The organism is Rhodovastum atsumiense, assembly GCF_937425535.1.
Lineage (GTDB): Bacteria > Pseudomonadota > Alphaproteobacteria > Acetobacterales > Acetobacteraceae > Rhodovastum > Rhodovastum atsumiense.
The window spans coordinates 1,569,393-1,592,077 of record NZ_OW485601.1; the positions used below are offsets into that span (position 1 = coordinate 1,569,393).

General features: G+C 70.3%; 18 protein-coding genes and 1 tRNA gene. 6 read left to right on the plus strand and 13 right to left on the minus strand.

Going from position 1 to position 22,685, the window contains the following annotated elements; genetic code table 11:
• Positions 1 to 3 precede the first annotated feature (3 nt).
• From NBY65_RS06995 to NBY65_RS07005, 3 genes are all read left to right on the plus strand, one after another.
• Entirely contained in the window at positions 4 to 2,088 is a 2,085-nt protein-coding gene (locus NBY65_RS06995) for a hypothetical protein (protein ID WP_150040041.1), read from the plus strand.
• Between the two features lie 103 nt (positions 2,089 to 2,191).
• Complete coding sequence (locus NBY65_RS07000) at positions 2,192 to 2,641, plus strand: TspO/MBR family protein (RefSeq protein ID WP_275266271.1); 450 nt, start codon at positions 2,192 to 2,194, stop codon at positions 2,639 to 2,641.
• Positions 2,642 to 2,655: 14 nt separating this feature from the next.
• On the plus strand, positions 2,656 to 3,282 hold the full coding sequence (locus tag NBY65_RS07005) for an ankyrin repeat domain-containing protein (protein ID WP_150039951.1): 627 nt from the start codon (positions 2,656 to 2,658) through the stop codon (positions 3,280 to 3,282).
• Positions 3,283 to 3,410: 128 nt separating this feature from the next.
• Here the strand turns inward: NBY65_RS07005 and NBY65_RS07010 are convergent, their stop codons facing one another.
• From NBY65_RS07010 to NBY65_RS07040, 7 genes are all read right to left on the minus strand, one after another.
• Positions 3,411 to 4,196, minus strand: a complete 786-nt coding sequence (locus NBY65_RS07010) for a S49 family peptidase (RefSeq protein ID WP_239002717.1) — start codon at positions 4,194 to 4,196, stop codon at positions 3,411 to 3,413.
• Positions 4,193 to 5,350: an amidohydrolase gene (locus NBY65_RS07015; RefSeq protein WP_150039950.1), complete on the minus strand. Its 1,158-nt coding sequence runs from the start codon at positions 5,348 to 5,350 to the stop codon at positions 4,193 to 4,195. The genes NBY65_RS07010 and NBY65_RS07015 overlap by 4 nt, the downstream gene beginning before the upstream one ends.
• 127 nt (positions 5,351 to 5,477) lie before the next feature.
• Positions 5,478 to 6,671, minus strand: a complete 1,194-nt coding sequence (gene chrA, locus NBY65_RS07020; protein ID WP_150039949.1) for a chromate efflux transporter — start codon at positions 6,669 to 6,671, stop codon at positions 5,478 to 5,480.
• The gene (locus NBY65_RS07025; RefSeq protein ID WP_162530467.1) at positions 6,664 to 7,536 is read right to left on the minus strand and encodes a DMT family transporter; all 873 of its coding nucleotides are present in this window, start codon (positions 7,534 to 7,536) and stop codon (positions 6,664 to 6,666) included. Before NBY65_RS07025 ends, chrA begins: the two co-directional genes overlap by 8 nt.
• 95 nt (positions 7,537 to 7,631) lie before the next feature.
• On the minus strand, positions 7,632 to 8,921 hold the full coding sequence (locus NBY65_RS07030) for an alginate O-acetyltransferase AlgX-related protein (protein ID WP_150039947.1): 1,290 nt from the start codon (positions 8,919 to 8,921) through the stop codon (positions 7,632 to 7,634).
• 3 nt (positions 8,922 to 8,924) lie between these two features.
• Positions 8,925 to 10,340 carry an MBOAT family O-acyltransferase gene (locus NBY65_RS07035; RefSeq protein ID WP_150039946.1) on the minus strand — a complete coding sequence of 472 codons (1,416 nt, stop codon included), beginning with the start codon at positions 10,338 to 10,340 and terminating at the stop codon, positions 8,925 to 8,927.
• A 293-nt stretch (positions 10,341 to 10,633) separates the two neighbouring features.
• Positions 10,634 to 11,656, minus strand: coding sequence for a 2-hydroxyacid dehydrogenase (locus NBY65_RS07040; protein WP_150039945.1), 1,023 nt, complete (start codon positions 11,654 to 11,656; stop codon positions 10,634 to 10,636).
• 189 nt (positions 11,657 to 11,845) lie between these two features.
• Between NBY65_RS07040 and NBY65_RS07045 the strand changes: the two genes are divergently transcribed.
• Positions 11,846 to 12,841 carry an MBL fold metallo-hydrolase gene (locus tag NBY65_RS07045; RefSeq protein WP_150039944.1) on the plus strand — a complete coding sequence of 332 codons (996 nt, stop codon included), beginning with the start codon at positions 11,846 to 11,848 and terminating at the stop codon, positions 12,839 to 12,841.
• Between the two features lie 75 nt (positions 12,842 to 12,916).
• On the opposite strand, the gene NBY65_RS07050 is transcribed toward NBY65_RS07045, so the two are convergent.
• From NBY65_RS07050 to NBY65_RS07075, 6 genes are all read right to left on the minus strand, one after another.
• On the minus strand, positions 12,917 to 13,828 hold the full coding sequence (locus tag NBY65_RS07050) for a PGAP1-like alpha/beta domain-containing protein (protein ID WP_150039943.1): 912 nt from the start codon (positions 13,826 to 13,828) through the stop codon (positions 12,917 to 12,919).
• Positions 13,829 to 14,053: 225 nt separating this feature from the next.
• A complete protein-coding gene (locus tag NBY65_RS07055) occupies positions 14,054 to 15,133 on the minus strand; it encodes an NAD(P)H-dependent flavin oxidoreductase (RefSeq protein WP_150039942.1) in 1,080 nt (359 codons plus the stop codon).
• A gap of 64 nt (positions 15,134 to 15,197) precedes the next feature.
• A tRNA-Gln gene (locus tag NBY65_RS07060) sits at positions 15,198 to 15,272 on the minus strand.
• A gap of 34 nt (positions 15,273 to 15,306) precedes the next feature.
• Positions 15,307 to 16,152, minus strand: coding sequence for a 4-(cytidine 5'-diphospho)-2-C-methyl-D-erythritol kinase (locus tag NBY65_RS07065; RefSeq protein ID WP_150039941.1), 846 nt, complete (start codon positions 16,150 to 16,152; stop codon positions 15,307 to 15,309).
• A gap of 7 nt (positions 16,153 to 16,159) precedes the next feature.
• Entirely contained in the window at positions 16,160 to 17,902 is a 1,743-nt protein-coding gene (locus NBY65_RS07070; RefSeq protein WP_150039940.1) for a tetratricopeptide repeat protein, read from the minus strand.
• 176 nt (positions 17,903 to 18,078) lie between these two features.
• On the minus strand, positions 18,079 to 19,710 hold the full coding sequence (locus NBY65_RS07075; protein WP_150039939.1) for an electron transfer flavoprotein-ubiquinone oxidoreductase: 1,632 nt from the start codon (positions 19,708 to 19,710) through the stop codon (positions 18,079 to 18,081).
• 101 nt (positions 19,711 to 19,811) lie between these two features.
• On the opposite strand from NBY65_RS07075, the gene NBY65_RS07080 reads away from it, so the two are divergent.
• Together NBY65_RS07080 and NBY65_RS07085 are read left to right on the plus strand one after the other, a co-directional pair.
• Positions 19,812 to 20,666: a uracil-DNA glycosylase gene (locus NBY65_RS07080; protein ID WP_150039938.1), complete on the plus strand. Its 855-nt coding sequence runs from the start codon at positions 19,812 to 19,814 to the stop codon at positions 20,664 to 20,666.
• A 209-nt stretch (positions 20,667 to 20,875) separates the two neighbouring features.
• Positions 20,876 to 22,681 (plus strand): lytic transglycosylase domain-containing protein, encoded by a 1,806-nt coding sequence (locus NBY65_RS07085; protein WP_162530466.1) that lies wholly within the window; start codon positions 20,876 to 20,878, stop codon positions 22,679 to 22,681.
• The last annotated feature ends 4 nt before the right edge of the window (positions 22,682 to 22,685 follow it).

A 22,685-nucleotide genomic window follows, 5' to 3' on the forward strand; every position in this document is an offset into this window, starting at 1 on the left:
CAGATGGAACAGGCGATCGCCGCGCTGCGCTTCGACCCGGCCATCCCGGCCTGGCTGTTCTGGACGCTGGCCGCCTTCGCCGCCGGCGCGCTCGGCCTCGCGCTCTGGCGCCGGGCCCCGGGCGTGGTCTGGCGCTTCTTCGCCTTCGCCGTCCTGTTGCTCTGGCTCTCCGGTCCCCGGCTGGTCGAGGAGACCCGCGAGAACCTGCCCGATATCGGCCTGCTGGTGCTCGACCAGAGCGCCAGCATGGGCATCGGCGAGCGGGCAAGGCTGGCGGAAGCCGCGCGGCTGCGGCTGGAGGAGCAGGCCCGCCGCGACTCCGGCCTGGAACTGCGCAGCATCGTCGTGCCCGAGGCCGGCACCGAAGGCACCCGCCTGTTCACCGCGATCGAGACCGCGCTGGCCGACATCCCGCGCGCCCGGCTGGCCGGGGTGATCGCCGTCACCGACGGCCAGGTCCACGACCTTCCCGCCGGCAACCCCTTCGGCGGCACGCCGCTGCACGTGCTGGTCCCGGCCCGCGGCGAGGAAACCGACCGCCGCATCCGCATCATCGAGGCACCGGGCTACGGCATCGTCGGCCACACGGTCACGCTGCGGCTGGCGATCGAGGATCTCGGCCTGCCGCGCGCGGGCCAGGCCGGCGGCCGGGCGGCCCGGCTGGCCATCCGCCGCGACGGCGAGCCGGCCCGTATCGAGAGCGTCCCGCTCGGGGCGGAGCACGCCATCGACGTGCCGATCACCCGGGCCGGCCCCACCGTGATCGAGCTGACCGCCGATCCGCTGCCGGGCGAGGTGTCCGGCATCAACAACCGCGCCGTGGTCCAGATCAACGGCGTGCGCGACCGCCTGCGCGTGCTGCTGGTCTCCGGCGAGCCGCATCCGGGGGAGCGTACCTGGCGGCGGCTGCTCAAGGCCGATCCCGCGGTGGATCTGGTGCATTTCACCATCCTGCGCCCGCCGGAGAAGGACGACCTGACGCCGCTGAACGAGCTGGCGCTGATCGCCTTCCCGGTGCGCGAGCTGTTCCAGGTGAAGATCCGCGACTTCGACCTGATCATCCTCGACCGCTTCCAGAACCGCGGCCTGCTGCCGCCGCTCTATCTGCGCAACATCGCCGACTACGTGCGCGGCGGCGGCGCGCTGTTGCTGTCGGTGGGGCCGGAGTTCAGCGGCTTTTCCAGCCTTGCCGCGAGCCCGCTCGGCAGCATCCTGCCGGCGCGCCCGCTCGCCGCCGGGGCAGTGGTGGAAGAGGCGTTCCGCCCCCTGGTCACCCCGCTCGGCACCCGCCACCCGGTCACCGAGGGCCTGCCCGGCAACCGCCCCCAGGGCCCGCCCGAGTGGGGGGCGTGGTACCGCCGCATCGCCCCGTCCGACGCCCAGGGCGATGCGCTGATGAGCGGCCCGGGCGGCGAGCCGCTGCTGCTGCTCGACCATGTCGACGAGGGACGGGTGGCGATGCTGCTCTCCGACCAGATCTGGCTGTGGTCGCGCGGCCACCAGGGCGGCGGCCCGCAGGCCGAGCTGCTGCGGCGCATCGCCCACTGGCTGATGAAAGAGCCGGAACTGGAGGAGAACACGCTGACCGCGCGCGCCGAGCATGGCCGGCTGGCGATCGAGCGGCGCAGCACCGATGCCGGTCCCCCCGGGGACGTGACCGTGACCGACCCGGACGGGCGGACGCAGACGCTCGCTCTGACACCGGCACGGCCGGGCCGGGCGGTGGGCCAGCTACCGGCGACCACGCCGGGGGTCTGGCAGGCCAGCGACGGGGTGCACACCGCCTATGCCGCGGCCGGCGCCGCCAATCCGCCGGAAATCGCCGACCTGCGCGCCACCGCCGGCGTGCTCGCGCCTCTGGTGCGGGCCAGTGGCGGCAGTGTACACTGGCTCGATCCTCTGGGGGCACCTGAGCTTCGACGCACCGATCCCGGCCGCGATTCCGCCGGCAGTTCATGGATCGGCCTGCAACGACGCCGCGACCACCTCGTTACCGGCATCGCCGCCACGCCGCTGCTGCCGCCCTGGCTTGCCCTGCCGCTGATACTCGGCCTCGCCGTGTTGGCATGGCGACGCGAAGGGTCGTAACCACGGCGCGGGCCATTGGACAGGAGTACGTGTCTTCTTTGACTTTGCACCCCCCCATCGCCGTATTCCCCCTGCTCCGGCCGCCTCCTGGGCGTCGGCGCTGGTGCTCGCGGGATTCATTGGCCTGTGTTTCGTGGTGGGCGGCATCGCCGGGGCGATGACCGATCCCAACCTGAGCACCTGGTACGATTCCCTCGGCAAGGCCCCAGGCACCCCGCCCAACTGGGTGTTCCCGGTAGTCTGGTCGTCGCAATACGTGCTGATCGGCATCGCCGCCTGGCTGGTATGGCGGGACAGCGGCATCAGCCGTGCCCTGGTGCCGTGGTTCACCCAGCTCTTCTTCAACTTCCTCTGGTCGCCGGCCTTCTTCGGCCTGCACAGCCCGGGGCTCGGATTGGTGGCAATCCTGCCACTGTTGGCATCGATTGTGTGGACGCTGCGCATTTTCTGGCGCGTGCGCCCGCTCGCCGGCGCGTTGATTGTTCCTTATTTGGTCTGGGGCTGCTATGCCGCCTATCTGAATGTGGGATTCTTCATTCTGAACCCCGGCTGATCCAGGACCCGCGCATGCGACATCCCTTCGCCCTCTCACCTGCGATCCTGCTCGGTGCCGGCCTGCTGGCCGCACCGGCCTGGGCGCAGATGAGCGCTCCGGGCACCACCAACGGCGTGCTGACCGGGCCGGTGGTGAACACGCCCCAATCGAGCCAGGGCTCGAAGCGGCTGCCGCCGCCGGCCCTGCCCGGGGCCCGCACCGTCAATGCCGATCCCGCCCCGGCCGAGCGGCCGGCGCTGGACATGGCCCCGAACGAGGCGCTGTTCGACGCGGTGAACCGCGGCGACATCGCCTCGGCCCGCGATGCCGTCGCCCGCGGTGCCGATCCGCATGCCCGCAACGTGCTCGGGCTGACGCCGCTTGAGCTGTCGGTCGATCTTGGCCGCAACGACATCACCTTCCTGCTTCTCTCGCTGCGCGGCGCGGGCGGCGGCTCCGCGCCACCGCCGGAGGCGAAATCGGCCCATGCCGAACCGCGCCACGCCGCCCCCCGCCCCGAGCAGCGCCATGCCGCCGCACGGCCGGTCCCGGTGGCGACCGCAGCGCCGAAGCCGCCGCCGCGCGTGCAATATGCCGACACCCCCGGCACGCCCGTCCCCGCCGCCGGCTTCCTGGGCTTCGGCGGCGTCACGCGCTGATCCGGGTGATAGTACCCTCGTAGGGCGGATAAGCGCAGCGCCATCCGCCATCGCAACGTTCCGTCAGGCAACCGGCTTGCGCTGGCGGACTGCGTCAGCCCGACCTCACTGATCCGGGCGGATCCGCGTCAGAACCGCGGCGTCGCCCGCGCCTCCGCCGCATCCAGCAGCGCCTCTGCCACCAGCCGCGGCAGTCGGCCAAGCATCCCGCGCTGGCGTGGGCGGAACACCTGCGCCCGCGCCTTTTCGCCGCCGACCTCTTTGACCACGCTGTCAAGATCGCCGAGCCGGTCCACCAGCCCCAGCGCCACCCCGCGCTCGCCGAGCCAGAAGCTGCCGTCGAACAGCACCTCGTCCCCGGCCTTGAGCCGCCCGCCCCGCCGCGTGCGCACCCACGCCTTGAAGCGCTCGTGCAACTCGCCGATCAGCTCGTTGACGAAAGCGACGTCCTCGGCCCGTTCCGGGCTGAAGGGATCGAGCCGCGCCTTGTTCTGCCCGGCGGTGTAGAGCCGCCGTTGCACCCCCAGCCGTGCGATCGCCTGGTCGAAGCCAAAGCCGCCGCCGCGCACCCCGATCGAGCCAACCACGCTCATCGGGTTGGCGACGATCTCATCGGCGGCGCAGGCCAGCCAGTAACCGCCGGACGCCGCGGTCTCCTCGATCACCGCCACTACCCGCGCCTGCGTCTCCCCGGCCCGCCTGCGGATGCGCGCGGCGATCAGGTCCGACTGCACCGGCGAACCGCCGGGGCTGTCGATGTCCAGCACCACCGTGCCGCCCGCGCCGGCCGCGCGGAACGCCGCATCCACCAGCCGCCCGCAGGCAGCGATGTTGAGCGTGCCCACCCGCGCCGCGATCGCACCGTGCAACCGGATCACCGGAATGCGCCGGCCACGCCAGAACAACAGCCTCACGCTTCTCCCCCGTGCAGACGGTCGCGCACCAACGCCCGGAAATAGGCAACGATGCCCGGCAAGGCAGCATCGGCGAAGTCGTACTCCGGATTGTGCAACGGTGCGCTGTCGGTGCCGTTGCCGATGAAGGCGAAATTGCCGGGCACATGCGCAAGCAATTGCGCGAAATCCTCCGAGCCCATGATCGGGGCGGCCTCGCCGTCCACCGCCCCGGCCTTAAACGTCTCCCGCGCCGCGCGTAGCGCCGCCGCGGTGGGGCCAGGCGCGTTCACGGTGGGGACGAACTCCCGGCTGTAGGACAATTGCGCCGTGGCGCCATGTGCCAGCGCAGTGGCCTCGGCGATGCGCCGCAGCTCCGCCTCGATCGCCGCGGACACCTCCGGGCGGAAGCTGCGACAATCGCCGCGGATGCGCACCGTGGTGGGAATCACGTTGCGTGTGCCGTCGGTGAGGAACTCGGTGACCGAGACCACTGCCGGATCAACCGGATCCAGCCGGCGCGAAACCACCTGCTGCAAGGCCAGCACCACCGCGCTGCCCGCCAGGATCGGGTCCACCACCATGTGCGGGCGGGCGGCATGACCGCCACGACCGGTCACCGTGATCTCGAAATTGTCCTCCGCCGCCATGACCGACCCGCACCGCGTACCGAACCAGCCGAGCGGGGCACCCGGCAGATTGTGGAAGCCGTACGCCTCGTCCATCGGGAAACGCGCCAGCAACCCATCCGCCAGCATCGCCAGCATGCCCCTTCCATGCTCCTCGGCAGGCTGGAACAGGACATGCACGGTGCCGTCGAAATCTGGCGCCGCCGCCAGTGACGCCGCCACGCCGAGCAGGGCGGCGGTGTGGCCGTCATGGCCGCAGGCATGCATCCGGCCGGGGATGCAACTGCGATGCGGGCGATCGCCATGCTCCTGGATCAGTAGCGCATCCATGTCGGCCCGCAAGGCAATCGTTCGTCTCCCCCTGCCGTTGCGCAGCGTGCCGACCACACCGGTGCCACCAACGCCGGTGACCACCTCCAGGCCGAAATCACGCAACAGCCCAGCGACGAAAGCGGCAGTCCCATGCTCCTCGAAACCCGTCTCAGGATGCGCATGCAAATGACGGCGCCAGGTCACCATTTCGGCGTGCAGATCTTTATGACTCATCTCGGCCCCATCGGGCCGCGCGGCGGCCCGTTCGCCAGGAGGCTTTGCCTCCTGGACCTCCACGTCGTGCGCAGGCACGCTTACGCGTGACGGGCCACAAGGCCCTTGGATCCCATTCTTGCGGGGATCAGCCTAGCGCGGCAGCAGCCAAACCGCCCAGTACGACCACCAGCCAGGGCGGCACCTGCCAGAACACCAGCGCAAGGAACGCCAGCAGCGTCAGGCCGAAATCCATCGGGGCAGCCACCGCGGAGGTCCAGACCGGGGTATAGAGCGCGGCCAGCAACAGTCCGACCACGGTCGCATTCACTCCGCGCAACGCCGCCTGCACCCCCGCGCGCCGGCGCAACCCGTCCCAGAACGGCAGCGTCCCCAGCAACAACAGCATCGAGGGCAGATAGATCGCGACCAGGCAGAACAGCCCCCCGGCGATCCCGGCCGGCGAGGGTCGCATCGCCGCCCCCAGATAGGCGGCGAAACTGAACAACGGCCCCGGCATCGCCTGCGCCGCGCCATAGCCCGCCAGGAAGCCGTCGTTCGAGATCCAGCCCGGCGGCACCACGGATTGCTGCAACAACGGCAGCACCACATGCCCGCCACCGAAGACCAGCGCCCCCGCCCGATAGAACCGGTCGAACAGCGCCACCGCGTGCACGCCGGTCGCCCCGGCCAGCAACGGCAGGCCAACCAGCAGGACAACGAAGCCGGCCAGGGCCGCGACCGCCAGCCCCCGCGGCACGCCAATCGCCAGATGCCCCTGCACCGGGGCCACCGGTCCGGGCAACAACTGCCAGCCCAGCACGCCGCCGGTGACGATCGCACCGACCTGCCCGATCGCCGAAGGGATCATCAGCACCACGACGGCCGCCACCACCGCCATGCTGACACGCAGCCGGTCGGGGCACAGCGTCCGCCCCATGTTCCAGACCGCCTGCGCCACCACCGCCACCGCGACCAGCTTGAGGCCGTGCAGCCAAATGGCATGGGCAACCTCGCCGGCCAGCGACACGCCCTGGGCGAAGGCCAGCATCAGCACCGCCGAGGGCAGCGTGAAACCGAGCCAGGCCGCCAGCCCCCCCGCCAGCCCCGCGCGCACCACCCCGATCGTGACAGCGGTCTGGCTGCTGGCCGGCCCGGGGAGGAACTGACAGAGCGCCACGATATCGGCATAGCCCGCCTCGTCCAGCCAGCCCCGCCGCTCCACCAGCTCGGCGCGGAAATAGCCCAGATGCGCGACCGGACCGCCGAAGCTGGTGCAGCCCAGGCGCAGGAAGGCACGAAACACCTCGAGGACAGAGCCGCGCGGGACGGCCTCAGTCATGCGGCGGTGGCACGCCACGGCGTTCCGCCAGCACCAGCAGCAACCCCGCCGCCAGGATCAGCGCGGCGCCCAACCACACTGCCTGCGTCGGCACGTCGCCCCAGATCGCGTAGCCGAGCACGAAGGCCCAGAGCAGCGACGAATACTCCACCGTCGCCATCACCGTGGCCGGCGCATGGCGCGCCGCCTCGAAGATGCAGAACTGCCCGAGCCCACCCAACGCGGCACAGACCAGCATCAACAGGAGCTGGCTGGCCTGCGGCGTCTGCCAGGTGAAGGCCGCGCCGATGCCGGTCACCACCATGAAGAACCCGTTCTGCCCCAGCATCTGCAGCACCGAGGATTCGCGCCGCGCGATCCGCCGCATCAGGATCACGCCATAGCCCCACAGGCAGGCCGCCCCCAGCACCATCAGCGCCGGCCAGGACAGCCGCATGCCCAGCGGATCGCAGGCCACCAGCACGCCCGCGAAACCGATCAGGACCGAGATCAGCCGGGCCCGTGTGAGCCGCTCGCCCAGCAGCGGCGGCGCCATCAGCGTGGTCAGGATCGGCGCGGCGAAATAGAGCGTCAGCAACTGCGCCAGCGGCAAGCTGCGCGAGGCGGTGAAGAACAGCAGCCAGGCTCCCAGCAGCAGCGCCCCCCGCCCGATCATCGCCGCCCGCATCGGCGACGTGGCGGCCCGCACCAGCAGGTCGCGTCCACCGACCGCGACCAGGGTGACGCAGATCGTGGCACTGCGCAGGAAGATGACCTGCCAGACCGGCAGCTCCGCGACCAGCCACTTCATGGTGGCGTCGTGAACGTTGAAGGCCCCGTAGGCGAGAACTCCGAGCCCGATCCCTACCGTCGTGCTGCCGCGCAAACCGCTCGCCCCTCGTCTTCTCGGCGGGGCTTGTAGCATTTCCCCCAAGGGTCGCCACGGGGGCGCGGCCCGCAATCACGACGTTCCCACGCGGGTCAGGGCAGCGACATCGCCGCCCCCTGCCCGCCTGCCCCGCCATCCGGCGCCCGCGACAGCGTCGCGTCGGCCCCGGGCACCCGCCCGGCCGACGACGCCACCGCGTCCCGGCGCAACGCCTCGATCGCCGCGAGCAACTCCGGCCCGTGTTCGGAAGCGGCCGCAAGGGTTTCGTTCTCTTCGAAGATCACCAGCTCCGCCGCATCGAGCAGTTCGCGCCGTTTCTGCGGATCCACCGCCTGGGTGCGACCATCCACCGGCGGATAGCGAAGATGTTTGTTCTTCCAGTAGAACCACATGTCGATCACCGGCGGACAGGCGACGCGCGCGAGCACCTCGTTCATCCTGAACAGGAAGCTGCCGCCGATCTCGGCGATGCGGGCAGGCCGGCAGAGGGCCGGCGGATCGGCGTGATAGGTCAGCTCGGGCACGGGATAACGATCGTCCGGCCAGGCCAGATTGAGAATGTCGAGGACATCGCGATCGGAATCACGTGGACGGTCGGACATGCGCACATCCCAGCGGAACGGGGTCAGGAACGCAGCCCCTTCGCTCCGGTTCACCGCCTCGGTCAGCGCCTGCGCCACCAGCGCCGCGCCGAGCCAGTTCCAGTGAATGCCGCCACGGGGAAACAACGCGGGCGCGCCGGCGTCGCGTGCCGCGGTGACGACCGCCACGCCGTCGAGAAAGCGCACGCCGTGGCGCTCAAGGGCCGCCCGCCACAGCCGCATCTTGCCGACGCGGTCCTCGGCCCCCGAGGGGCAACTGTACGAGCGCGGAATGACCTGCGGATACAGCGCGACCTTGGACGGCGTGATCACGTAGAGAAACGCCTGCCCGCGGCCGGTGAAGAAATCCTGCATCTGGCGCAGGCGGATGGCCCAGTTCTCGGCCATCGGCGCGAAGCGGGCCAGGTCGCGCGCGCAGTACTCGCGCAGATAGATCGGTTGCAGCAGTTGCCGATCGCGGCCGATCACCACGGCCGGATGCGGCGAGGTATCCAGCACCTGGTAATAAAGCTGCCCCTTCAGCCGGATCGCCGTCGCATAGACCGGCGAGAGCCGGCCCACCGCCTCGGAAATCTGGCGCTGGAAACGGTAGCTCAGGATATCCTGCATGCTGAGCTGCGGCGCGGCTTCCTGCAGCACCCCGGCGATGGTGTTCTTGGTGCGGAAGCGCAGCCTGGGCACGAGTTCCCCGACCGTGGTGTTCCATGTCAGGTAGAGCCACGGCAGCACCAGCACCGCGGCGCCGAGCAGGACCGGCAATCGGGACGCGAGACGGCGCATGGTTCAGAACCGGAAATACAGGAACGGCGTGAAGGGATCGGCCACCGCCTTGCCGACCGCGCAGATGAACAGCACGGCCAGGCCGGTCTGCACGGCAAGGCCCAGGCGCGGCGCGGTGACGGCAAGGTCCCGCAGCCGCGCGAAGCCGGGCAGGCGCGGGGCGGCGCAGATCAGCGCGGCCGCCAGCGTCGCCGCCAGCACATCGCCGGTCGGCATGATCCCGAGCCGGGTCTCGGCCGCCCAGGGATTCGCCATCGCCGCGAGGATGTCGCCGGCCTGTGCCAGCGAGGTCGCGCGGAACAGCACCCAGCCGACCATGACGATGCCGAAGGTGATCAGGTTCGCCACCACCGGCGGCAGGCGCCCGAGCAGGCGCAGCAGGAACAGCCGGTCCAGCACCAGGAAAGCGCCGTTATAGGCACCCCAGGCGACGAAGTTCCACGCCGCCCCGTGCCACAGCCCCGAGGCCAGGAAGCAGATCCACAGATTGGCGTAGCGGCGCGACGGCGTCACCCGGTTGCCACCGAGCGGGATGTAGAGGTACTCGCGGATCCAGCTCGTCAGCGAGATGTGCCAGCGATGCCAGAACTCGGTCATGCTGGCGGCGATGTAGGGCATGTTGAAATTCTCGGCGAGCCGCACGCCAAGCATGCGGGCCAGCCCGATCGCCATGTCGGAATAGGCCGAGAAATCGAAATAGATCTGGAACGTGAAGAACAGCACGCCCCACCAGGCATTGCTGAAGCCGGGGGCCGCGCCGGGCTCGCCGAACATCATGTCGGCCCCACGCGCCAGCGTGTCGGCGATCAGCGTCTTCTTGGCCACGCCGAGCATGAAGCGCAGGAAGCCGGCGGCGAAATCGTCCCAGCCCGGCCGCGGCAGCGCATCGATCTGGCCGGCGATGTCGTGGTACTTGATGATCGGGCCAGCCAGCAGCTTGGGGAAGAAGAACACGTAGAAAAGATAACGGACGAAGCTGCCGGCCGGGGGCGTCAGGCCGCGATGCACGTCGACCAGATACGTGATCTTCTCGAACACGACGAAGGAAACACCAACCGGCAGCGCCACCCGCGCGATCTCGACCAGCGGCAGGCCCGTCGCGGTCAGCACCTGATCGAGATTGTCGACCAGGAAATTGGCGTATTTGAACCAGACGAGGATGCCGAGATTCTGCAGCACGCCGACCGTGAGCAGCAGGCGCCCGCCGCCACGCCGCGCGATCGCGCGCGCGAGCAGATGATCGAGTCCGGCGGAAGCCAGCACCAGGAAGGGGAAAAACGGGTCGCTCCAGGCATAAAACGCGAAGCTCGCGAGCAGCACAAAGCCGATCCGCCCGCCCTGCCGGCGATTCAACAGCAAATAAACCGCATAGAAGCTGGGCAGAAAAACGAACAGGAACAGCGGTTCGGAGAAAAGCAAGTGCGGCTGTTTCCTTGGCCTGCCTGACGGTCGACGACGCCGACCAGAATTGGCATCCGTTTAAAGGATTTAAGCGCGCATTCCGTCAAGCCCGACAAACATTGCCGCGCATCCCCATGGATGTCGCCACCATCAATGAAAACAAAGCATCAGTGTTATTGTGGGAATTCATCCCACATGTCAGGATCATGACTGACGGACAAGTGAACGCAACGACAGTCCGGTCGCATGCGAGTGGCCGTCAGTCCCCGCCTTCTCCCCTTCCTGTCCCGATCAGGAAGGGGCGTGCCTGATCAGGCGGCGGGAGCCTTCGCGATCACCGCCTCGGTCACCGCATGCGCGAGTGGCTCGCCGCGGGCGAAGGACGCGATGCTGCCGAGCGTGGTATCGGCGATCGCGACCAGCGCTTCCTGCGTGAAGAAGGCCTGGTGCGACGTCACCAGAACATTGGGAAACATCAGCAGCCGCTGCAGCGTGTCGTCGCGCACGATCTCGTTGGAGAGATCCTCGAAGAACAGGTCCGCCTCCTGCTCGTAGACGTCGATCGCCAGCCCGCCGAGGCGACCGTCCTTCAACGCCTCCACCACATCCTCGGCATCGATCAGCGCGCCGCGGCTGGTATTCACCAGCAGGGCGCCGGGCCGCATGGTCGCGATCGTCTCGCGGCGCACCAGATGACGCGTCGCCGGCGTCAACGGGCAATGCAGCGTGATCACGTCGCTTGCCGCAATCAGGTTGGGCAGGTCGGCGTACCGGATGCCCGCCGCCAGCAGGTCCGGATCGGGCCGGACATCGTGGGCCAGCACGTGGCACCCGAAACCCAGCGCGAGCGCGCGCGCCACCAGCGCGCCGATGCGGCCGGTGCCGACCACCCCGACCGTGCGGCCGTGCAGGTCGAACCCCAGCAAGCCGTCGAGCGTGAAATTATTGGCCCGGGTGCGGGCATGGGCGCGATGGATGCCGCGGACCAGCGACAGGATCAGCCCGACCGTGAACTCGGCGACGGCATGCGGCGAATAGGCGGGCACGCGCACCACCGCAATGCCGAAACGGGCGGCGGCACGGAGATCGACATTGTTGAAGCCGGCGGCGCGCAGCGCGATCAGTCGCGTGCCGCCCGCGGCCAGATGTTCCATCACCGCCTCGTCGAAGACATCGTTGACGAAACCGCAAACGACGGGAAATCCCGTCGCGAGCGGCACCGTCGCCAGGGTCAGCCGCGGCTCCTGGAAGACGAGCTCGTGACCGAAGGCACCGTTGCGGTCCTCGAGCGTGCGACGGTCATAGCCCTTGGTGCTGAACACCACCACGCGCATGGCGATCTTCTCCCGTCCGATGCCCGGCTCCGGGCCTCGTCATGCACGGCAGATGGCGTGCGCCGGGACGAGAGCAAGGGCGGTGGCCGATCGGTTGCGCCAGGGGGATGAAGTTGCCTATCCTGCCCGCGCGATCGCCGCCGGGCACCGGCAGTGATCGTGCACAGAACAAAGTTCAGGGAGGGAAACATGACGATCACGCAGGCACATCTCGGCCGGCGCGGACTCCTGGCATGCGCCGGTGCCGCAGCACTGGCCCTGCCGACCGGCGCACAGGCCAAAATGCCGCTCGGCCAGGCCCAGGCGCCGTATTTCTATCGCTTCAAACTCGGCGACGCCGAATGCACCGTCGTCACCGACGGCCAGTTACCACTCGGCGACCCGAAGACCGCTTTCCGCAACATCACCGACGAGCAGATCGACCGCAGCCTGCGCGACAACTTCCTGCCCGCGAGCAATGCGGTGCTGGAGCAGAATGTACTGGTGGTGAATTTCGGCGACCGCGTCGTCCTGTTCGACACCGGGATGGGCAGCGACACCCTGTTCGGGACCACGACAGGCAGGCTCCCCGCCTCGCTGCGCCAGGCCGGGATCGATCCCGCCGCGGTGGACGCCGTGGTCATGAGCCATGCCCATATCGACCATTGCGGCGGCCTGATCGCCGATGACGGCAGCCGTCACTTTCCGAATGCCCAGTACTATATCGGCCAGCCCGATTTCGAGTACTGGACCGACGAAACCAAGGTGCCGTCGAACTATCCGGCGCGCCCGCGCTTCATCGGCCAGGCCCGCAAGAACCTGCTTCCGGTCCGCGACAGCCTGCATTTCTACAAGGACGGCCAGGAAATCCTGCCCGGCATCACCGCCCTGTCCGCGCCGGGCCACACCGTCAGCCACAGCGTGTTCATGATCAACTCGGGCAACGGCCAGCTCTGCTATATCGGCGACCTCGCCCACCATCCGGTGCTGTTGCTGGAGCGCCCACGGACGCAGTTCGCCTATGACACCGACCCGGTGCAATCGGCGGAAAGCCGGGTGCGCATGATGGACATGTTCGCGGCGAACCGCATTCCGATCCTGGCCTACCATTTCGCCTGGCCCGGCATCGGCCATATCGCGAAGCGGGGCGACGGTTATCACTACGTGCCGGCGCCGATGAACCTGGACGCCGTCAGCCAGATCTGACCGCATGCGGCGATGCCGCGCGGAACCGGCATCGCCGCATGCCTGCGCTGGCGTGGCACATCCGCCGGACGGTCTTCAGGAGTGCGACCGGCGGGGCAGCCAGGATGACCGGACCCGGACCCTCCGGATCTCCTGGACGGGAATCCCCCCCGTCTCCAGGAAGCGCAAGGTGGCCGTCACGGCCGCCGGGTGGCCGGCGAGGAAATTGTGCAGCGAGGCCACGGTCACGCCCTGATACTCCGTGCCGTCAGGCAGGCGCGTCTCGGCGACCGACACGACGCCGTCGTTGTCGCCCTGCAGCAGCGGGTTGAAGCCCCGTCCGCCATTGCCGCCGGCAATGACCAGGATACCCGCGCAGGCGGGGACGGGAACGCTCGCCGCCCCGGCCGGAGTGACCGCCTGGCCACAGGACCCGGTGATCATCTGATACGCCGTGAGGCTCTTCAGGATGTCGGCGATCGCCGAGCCACGGGCGGGGGATCCGATCAGGACCAGCCGTCCCGGCCGCCACCCCTCCACCGCGGCGCGCGCCATGGCGCTGCGGGCGACCAGGCCGCCCAGGCTGTGGCCGACCATGGAGACGGACTCGGCGCCATCCTCGACCATGGCACGGGCGATCCGGCTTGCCGCGGCGGCATGATCCTCGACCGGACGGCGCAGGCTTGGATAGCCGACATTCGCCACCGCCCAGCCGGCCCGTCCGAGCGCGCCGGTCAGGCGCTCCATCCCGCCGGGATGGTGACCCAGCCCATGCAGCAGGATGGCCGCCTTCGCCCGCCCGGCCGGCGGGGCCAGGGATGCCGCCAGGGCGAGGCACTCGGCTTCGTCGCCGACGCTCACGATCCCATGCGCGGGATCGAGCACCCGGGCGGTGCCGGTGCGATAATGCAACTGCACACGCCAGTCCGAGCGGACCCAGATATCCGCCCAATGCTGGAAGGCCCCGAGCAGACGGATATGCCGTCGCAACAGGAAGCTGGTCTTCATGCCGGGGCCATCCGCCCGGTCGTTGCTGTTACCGAACCGATGTCATCACCTCCGCCGCCCCCATCCCGTTCGGCACACGGCCGCGGTGCCACCACCGGTCTCGACCTTTGCGTGTCGCACGCATCCCGCCCTGCCGTCTTCCGCATGCCCGCATAACGTTCGTCGGCCACGCCGGTTTGCGAGCGCACCAACAGCCTCCTGCCCCATCGCGCCGGGGCCGCCCACTCACCCGAGCAGCGCGCCCGCCCCGTCCCAGAGCGATCGCAGGACGACCGCCGCCGGTTCCGCCCGCGCCAGCGCGGCGGCCTGCCCGGCCCATGCCTGCATCCGCTCCACATCGCCGGCCCGGGTCGCGGCCTCGCGCATCGCCGCGGTCAGGCCGCGTTGCACCGGATAGGGCGCGGGGGACGGCGCCTGCGCGGAGGTCGCGGCCCTGACATAGGACGTGGCGAGGCTGCGCCCGGCCCGGCCGCTGAAGACGCGGCTGACCACGGTGCCTTCCGGCGCGGCCCGCCCGAGCGCGTCGGCCCAGGCAGCCGGCAGTTGCGCTTCCGGGCACCGCAGGAAGCCGGTGCCGACCTGCACCGCCGAGGCCCCGAGCAGCAGCGCCGCCGCCACGCCGCGCGCATCGGCGATGCCCCCGGTGGCGACGACGGGGATGCGCACCGCATCGACCACCGCCGGGATCAGGGCAAACAGCCCGACCATGTCCCGCTCGGCCGTGGCCGCGTCGAAGCATCCGCGGTGCCCGCCCGCCTCCATGCCCTGGGCCACCACGACATCCGCCCCCGCCGCCTCGGCGGCGCGCGCCTCCGCCACGGTCGAGACATTGGCGAACCAGGCGATGCCGGCGGCCTTGAGCCGGGCGACGAAGGCCGGGGGAAACAGCCCCATGACCGAGGAAACCGCCGGCGGCGTGGCTTCGAGCAACGCCTCGCATTGCGCGGCGAAATCCGGCGGCGTCGCCGCGCCCGCCTCGGGCGGCACCGGCGGCCCCCATTCCGCGAGGAAATCCCGTAGCCGTGCCTCCTGCGCCGGATCGCGCCGCGCCGGCGGGTCAGGCACCCAGAGATTGATCTGGAACGGCCCGCGCGTGCCGGCGCGCACATCGCGCGCCCAGGCGAGGATGGCGGGCGGCTGCATGAGCAGGGCGCCACAGGCGCCCAGGCCGCCTGCCTCGGCCACGGCGATGGACAGCGCGGGCGGGCAGGCCCCCGCCATCGGCGCGAGCAGGATGGGCCGTTGCAGGCCGAAGCGCCCGGCGAAAGCCTCCGCGCGGGCCAGGGCCGGGTTCATCTTGTTCATGGCGTGTCTCCTCCCCCTGGTGCGGTCCGTCAGTTTCGCGGATCACGCCGTCCGGCGGGGAGGTTGGCTGGGGCGGGAGGGATCGAACCTCCGAATGGCGGAATCAAAATCCGCTGCCTTACCGCTTGGCTACGCCCCATGCGCGGCGCTGACTTAGCGGGGGAAGGGACCTTTCAGCAAGCCCCACCCCAACACCACCACCCCGGACGCCGCAGCAGCGACGCCGCTGCCTCGGCCGCCGGTGGATCCGCGAACAGGCCGAAGCAGGTCGCGCCCGACCCGCTCATGCGCGCGAGCAGGCAGCCCGGGGCGGCGCGCAACGCGTCCAGCACCGTGCCGATCACCGGCTGCAAGGCGACCGCCGGCGGTTCGAGGTCATTGGACAGGGCGGCAAGATCGCGCGCCAGTGCAGCCGCGTCCGCCCAGCCAGCGGGCAGCGCCGCCGGCGCCGAGAACGGACCGCTGCGGGCGCGGAACACCGCCGGGGTGGCCACGGCAACGCCGGGGTTGACCAGCACCATGCCGAAGCCAGGCAGCGCCGGCGCCTCCGCCAGCGCCTCCCCCACTCCGCCCATGCGGGCCGCACGGGAGGCCAGACAGACCGGCACGTCGGCACCGAGCCCAAGCGCGATCGCGTGCAGATCGGCATCCGGCACCGCCACGTCCCAAAGCCGGCCGAGCAGGCGCAGCGCCGCCGCGGCGTCGGCCGAGCCGCCACCGATGCCGGAGGCGACCGGCAGGTTCTTCTCCAGCACCAGCCTTGCCCGCGGCGCGATCCCGGCCGCCGCGGCGAGCGCCCGGGCGGCACGAAGCACCAGGTTATCCGCCTCGGCGACCAGCGCGCCGCCGAATGGGCCGGCGAGCGCGAGGCTCAGCTCCTCCGCTGGATCGGCGTGCAGCACGTCGCCGACATGCGGGAACACGGCGAGGCTGTCGAGCAGATGGTAGCCGTCGGGGCGGCGCCCGACGACGTGCAGGAACAGGTTGACCTTGGCCGGCGCGGTCTCGCTGGAGGGCATGGGTGCCTCAGGGCGTGGCGTTGTCGGTCGAGGCCGGGGTGGCGACGCCGATCACCTGCTCGCCCTCGCGCAGCTTGGCTTCCAGCTTCGGCACGTCTTCCGGCTCCGGCTTGAGGTTGAGCGCGCGGCGCCACTGGTAGACCGCCTCCTGCCGGCGGTTGGCGGCCCAGTAGGCGTCGCCGAGATGCCCGTTGATGGTCGCGTCCTCGGGCTGCAGCTCCGCGGCGCGCTCCAGCGCCTTCACCGCGCCGGCGATGTCGCCCTGGCGCAGCGTGGCCCAGCCGAGGCTGTCGATGATGGCGCCGTCATTGGGCCGCTGCTCGACCGCGCGCTCGATCATGGTGCGCGCCTTCTGCAGGTTGCGGCCCTGCTCGGCCCAGGAATAGCCCAGGTAGTTGAGCACGTAGGGCTGGTCGGGGGCGAGCTGCAGGGCCCGCAGGAAATCGGCCTCGGCCCGCTCCCATTGATGGGACCGCTCCAGCGCGATGCCGCGGTCGTAGAACAGCGGCCAGTTGGCCCGGGTCGGCTCCGGCACGCGGGCCACCGCGTTGTCATAGGCGGTCACGGCATCGGCGTAGCGGTGCTTCATGCGCAGGATGTCGCCTTGCACCGCATAAGGGTCCGGCCGGTCGGGATAGTCGCGCGCCATCTGCTCGAGCAGGCGCAGCGCTTCTTCAGTGCGTCCGGTCTGTTCGGTCAGCGCGGCCCGGCGCAGCCGCACGATGCCGTTGAGCGGGTCGTCGGCGCGGACAGGGGCGAGCACCGCCAGCCCGGTCTGCGGATGCTTGGTCGCGTCCAGGATGTCGGCCGCGAGCAGCCGGGCGGCGGTGAAATCCGGCCGCAGATCCAGCGCGAGGCGCACCAGCACCATGGCCAGGTCGGTCGCGTCCTGCTGGCGCAGCGCGCTCGCCAGCACCAGGTAGCTTTCGGCGAGCCCGTCGGTGGCGCGGCGGACCAGCCGGGTGGAGACGTTCGCCTGCAGCGCCGGCAGGGTGATGGCTGCCTCCGGCGCGAGGTCCACGGCCGCCTTCAGCGTCTGGCCGGCATCGGCGGGATGGCCCTGCCGCGCCTGCCAGCTCGCGATCATGCGGGCGAGCTGCAGCGTGGGGGGGCCGTATTCCGTCTCGGCGAGGCGATAGAGCCGGGCCGCCTCGGCCGGGCGGTTGGCGAGATCGGCGATCAGGGCGCCGTGCAGGGCGTAGACCGCGCGATAGCGCTGGCCCTCGATATAGGGATGCAGCGTCGCCAGCGCCGCGTCGGTGCGGCCCGCGCCGAACTGCGCCCAGGACACCAGCAGCGGCTGCAGCACCTGCGTCAGCCCCTGGCGAGGCAGCGCGGCGAAGCGCGTCTCGGCGCCTTCCCAGTTGCCGCGGGCGGCCTCGGCATTGCCGAGCAGCATCAGGGCGCTCTGGTTGTTGGGCTGGCCCTGGGCCAGCCGGACCGTTTCCGGACGGCCGGCCATCAGGCAGGCCAGGAAGGCCTGCTGGCGCAGCTCGGCATTGCCCGGGTCATCGGCGAGGGCCCGCAGGAATTCGTCAGCGGCGAAATCGAGGTCGCCCTGCATGGCGGCGAACCGCCCGGTCAGGAATGCCCCGGGCGCCCCGGTGATGGGCAGCGCCTTCGCCCTGGCGGCAACCCGCATCTGCAGGCCGGGGCCGGCCTGCTGCGGTTGCGCCTGCTGGGCCGCGTTGGATGCCGCGCAGGCCGAGAGCAGCGACAGCGCGAGAAGGAGAGAACGACCGTTCTGCATGGTCTCACCCTACCAGCCCGGCCGCGGCTTCGCCATGACAACCCTGCAAGGTTGTGATCCCGGGGATCCGGAAATCACGGCCTGGCCATCGGCACTCTCGCCCGGATTTGGTTACGTTCGGGTTACAGGATCGCTCGCCGCTCCATCCCGCCCCATCCCGCCGCCCGGAAGCCGCCTTACATGCCGCCCGGGTAGTTCGGCCCGCCGCCCCCTTCCGGCGTGTGCCAGCAGATGTTCTGGGTGGGGTCCTTGATGTCGCAGGTCTTGCAGTGCACGCAGTTGGCGAAGTTGATCTGCAGCCGGGGCGCGTCCTGATCGGCGCCGACGATCTCGTAGACCCCGGCCGGGCAGTAGCGGGTTTCCGGGCTGCGATACTCGGCCCAGTTCACCGCGATCGCCCGCTCCGGGTCGTGCAGCTTCAGGTGGGCCGGCTGGTTCTCCTCATGGTTGGTGTTGCTGATGAACACCGAGGAGAGCCGATCGAAGGTCAGCTTGCCGTCGGGCTTCGGATACTCGATGCGCGGCGCCGTGGCGGCCGGGCGCAGGCTGGCGTGGTCGGGCGTGGCGTGGTGCAGGGTCCAGGGCGCCTTGCCGCGGAACAGGTAGGTGTCGATGGCGGCATTCGCGAGCCCACCCCAGAATCCCCATTTGGCGAAGGCAGGACGGACGTTGCGCACGCGCTGCAATTCATCCCACAGCCAGCTTTCCCGCAGCTTCGCCTCGTAGGACGCGGGTTCGACCCCCTCGCCCGCCAGCATCTCGGCGACCGCCTCGGCGGCGAGCATGCCGGATTTCATCGCCGTGTGGGTGCCCTTGATCTTGGGCACGTTCAGGAATCCAGCGGTGTCGCCGATCAGGCAGCCGCCGGGGAAGGTCAGCTTCGGCAGCGCCTGCACGCCACCCTCGGTCAGCGCGCGCGCGCCGTAGGAAATCCGCCGCCCGCCCTCGAAATGCGGGCGCATCGCCGGATGGGTCTTGAGCCGCTGCATCTCCTCGAAGGGGGAAAGCCAGGGGTTGGGGTAGTCGAGCCCCACCACCACGCCATAGGCGACCAGGTTCTCGCCGAAATGATACAGGAACGATCCGCCATAGGTATCGGAGGGGATCGGCCAGCCGGTGGTGTGCACGATCAGCCCGGGCCGGTGCGCTTCCTTCGGCACCTCCCACAATTCCTTGATGCCGATGCCATAGGTCTGCGGGTCGCGGCCGGCGCGCAGGTCGTAATGCTTCATCAGCCGCTTGGTCAGGCTGCCCCGGCAGCCTTCGGCGAAGATGGTGCAACGGGCGCGCAGTTCCATGCCGCGCTGGTAGTTCGGGCCGGGCTCGCCGTCACGGTTGATGCCCATGTCGCCGGTGGCAATGCCGACGACGCGGCCATCCTCCTCCAGCAATTCGGCGGCGGCGAAGCCGGGATAGATCTCGACACCCAGTGCCTCGGCCTGCTGGCCGAGCCAGCGCACCACGTTGCCGAGGCTGACGATGTAATTGCCGTGGTTGTGCATCTGCGGCGGCGTCGGCAGCCGCCAGGCGCGGCCTTGCGTCAGATAGAGAAACCGGTCCTCCCCGGCCGGGGTGGTCAGCGGGGCGCCGCGCTCCTGCCAGTCAGGCAGCAGCTCCGCGAGCGCCCGCGGCTCGATCACCGCCCCGGAGAGGATATGCGCGCCCACCTCGCTGCCCTTCTCGACCACGCAGACGCTGCGTTCCGGCGCGAGCTGGCGCAGGCGGATGGCCGCCGCGAGGCCGGCAGGTCCCGCCCCCACGACGACGACGTCGAATTCCATGGCTTCCCGAGCTGGCTTATCGGACATTCTGCACCCTTTTTTCGCCTTGGCCCCGCGTGGGGGCTTTCGCGTTCTTATGGAGGGGGATTCGGTTGCGCGAAAGCCGCGCTTTGGCGATGAGTGCGCACATGGACGCATTGGCGGCGCTGCGCTTGCAGCTGGAATGGGGCGCCGACGAGGCGCTCGTGGAGACGCCGGTAGACCGCATGGCGGTTGCCGCCCGGCCCGTCGCTGCCCCGGCGGCAACGAGGGCGCGGCCGGCGGCCTCAGCCCCGTCCCAGCTCGCCGCCGCGCTCCGCCCGCCGCCCCACCCCGCGCAGACGCAGGCCCTGCTGCCTGGCGCCGCCCCTGCCCCGGCGGCACGGGCCCAGGAAATCGCCGCCGCGGCGCGCACGCTGGAAGAGCTGCGGGCCGCCCTGGAGCGGTTCGACGGCTGCCCCCTGTCGGCAACCGCGACCAACCTGGTGTTCGCCGACGGCAACCCGGACTCCGGCCTGATGCTGGTGGGCGAAGGCCCGGGAGCGGACGAGGACCGGATCGGCAAGCCGTTCGTCGGGGCGTCGGGCCAGTTCCTCGACCGGATGCTCGCGAGCATCGGGCTCGACCGCAGCGGCTACGTGATCACCAACCTCATTCCCTGGCGCCCCCCCGGCAACCGCAACCCGACCGACAACGAGGTCCTGGTCTGCCTGCCGTTCCTGCTACGCCACATCGCCCTGGTGCGGCCGCGGCGGCTGGTGCTGCTGGGGGCGCTGGCCACGCGGGCGGTGACCGGCAGCAACACCGGCATCCGCCGCATGCGCGGGCGCTGGCTGGACGTCACCATCCCCGACCTGCCCGCGCCGGTCCCGACTCTGCCCATGCTGCATCCCGCATATCTGCTGCGCACGCCGGGCGCGAAGCGGGAGGCCTGGAATGATATGTTGTTGTTGAAGCGCACCATGGATGACGACATGATCATCCGGAAAATATCTGAATCGTGAACACCATGTGACAGCTAACCCGTTGAGACAAAGAAAATTGTCTCATTGCGGGAGAATTGTCTCACCCCACAGGGTTGCGTCTCGTAACTATCCTGTGTACCGGCGCCCTCATGCGAGGGACCGTTCGGATATTATCATCGTTTCCCACGGCCAAGGCGTTACTCGCCGGAGCTGCCATCCTGGCAGGGGCCACCTCGGCAAAAGCGCAGGTGCAACCTGCCTTCTCGGGCGTGGATGACACCGCGCTCGCGGTACCGCGCGCCTCGTCGCGACGGGATGGCAGCCAGTCCCTGCCGCAACCGTTGCCACCGAGCGAGGCAGCCCGGCTGCGGCGGATCTTCGCCCTGCAACGTGCCGGCGATCTGCGCGCCGCGGAAAAGGAAATGGCGCTGCTCGACCCCGATCTCTCGGTGGCCGGGATCGCGCTCGGCGCGGCGATGCGCGGCTACATCCTGGCCGATCGCCATCTCGGCCCCTACACCCGGCCGGGAGCCGCCGAACTGAAGGCGTGGCTGGAGAAATGGTCGGACCTGACCGACGCCCCGGCGATCCACACGCTGATGCTGTCCCGCCTGCCGCGCGGCGCCGCCGCGCCGCCGGCGCCGAACACGGTCATGCTGTCGGCTGATATCCGCTCGCCGGGCTCGTCCATTCCGGTGCCCGAGGAGGCCAATGACCCCGGCACGCGCCCGGTGCGCAATGCCGCCCTGGATCGATCCGTCTACGACGCCGCGCGCAATGGCGGGGCGGCCGCGGTGGAGCGGCTGCTGCAACGCCGGCGCGGGCTCGCGCCGGACTATGGCTCGCTGTTGCGGGGCGAGGCGGCGCAGATCCTGTTCACGCTCAACCGCGACGAGGAAGCCTATGCCCTCGGCGCCGCCGGCCTCGAGGCCTGCCGGGGCGCCGGATCAACGTGCCGCGTCGCCGCCCTCGCCGGCAAGATGGCGGGGCTCGCGGCGTGGCGCCTCGACCAACCGGATCGTGCCGCCGCCGCCTTCGCGGCGGGATGGCGGGCAGAGCTGAGTTCCCCCACCCTGCGGGCCGCCAACGCCTTCTGGGCAGCGCGGGCGCGGCTGCGGCTGCGCGAGCCCAGGAACTACGTGCCCTGGATGATGCGGGCCGCCGAGGAGCAGCGCACCTTCTACGGCATGCTGGCCCGGCGCACGCTGGGCCTCGATATCGGCTTCGCCCCGGGCGGGCGGCAGACGCGCGAGACGCTCGGCGAGGCCGACCTGGATGCGGTGATGGCAACCCCCGAGGGGTTGCGCGCCCTTGCCCTGCTGCAGATCGGCGAGCGGGACCGGGCCGAGGCGGAGCTGCGGCAATTATGGCCCCTGGCCGAAACCACGCCCGCGCTTGGACGTGCCGTCATGCTGGTGGCGCAACGGGCGCGGCTGCTGGCCCTGACGGCCCAACTGGCTGATCTGGTGCAGGTCGCCGACGGACGCTCCCGCGATGATCTGCGTTTCACCGTGCCGCGGCTGCGGCCGAGCGGCGGCTTCATCGTCGATCCGGCGCTGATCTACGGCATCACTCGCACCGAATCGAATTTCGACCAGGCGCTGACCTCGGGTGCGGGGGCGCTCGGGTTGATGCAGATCATGCCGGAGACGGCGAGTTTCATCACCGGCCGCCCCGACGACGCCATCTTGCGTGGCCGGCTGCGTGATCCGGCGATGAACCTGGAACTGGGGCAGCGCTATATTGTGTGGCTGGCTGATACCGGGCTGGTGGATGGCGATCTGATCCGCCTGCTCGCGGGCTACAATGCCGGCCCCGGATCGGTGATGCGTTGGGCCCCCGCGATCCGCGACAACGGCGATCCGTTGTTGTTCATCGAATCGATCCCGATCGACGAGACGCGGGCCTATGTGCCGCGGGTACTGACCTACACCTGGATCTTCGCGGCAAGGCTGCACCTGCCCACGCCCAGCCTCGATGAGCTCGCGGCCGGAGCCTGGCCGCGCTATCACCCGTTGGAGCTGCGCCACGACGCGGTTGCCCGCCTGAACTGAACGC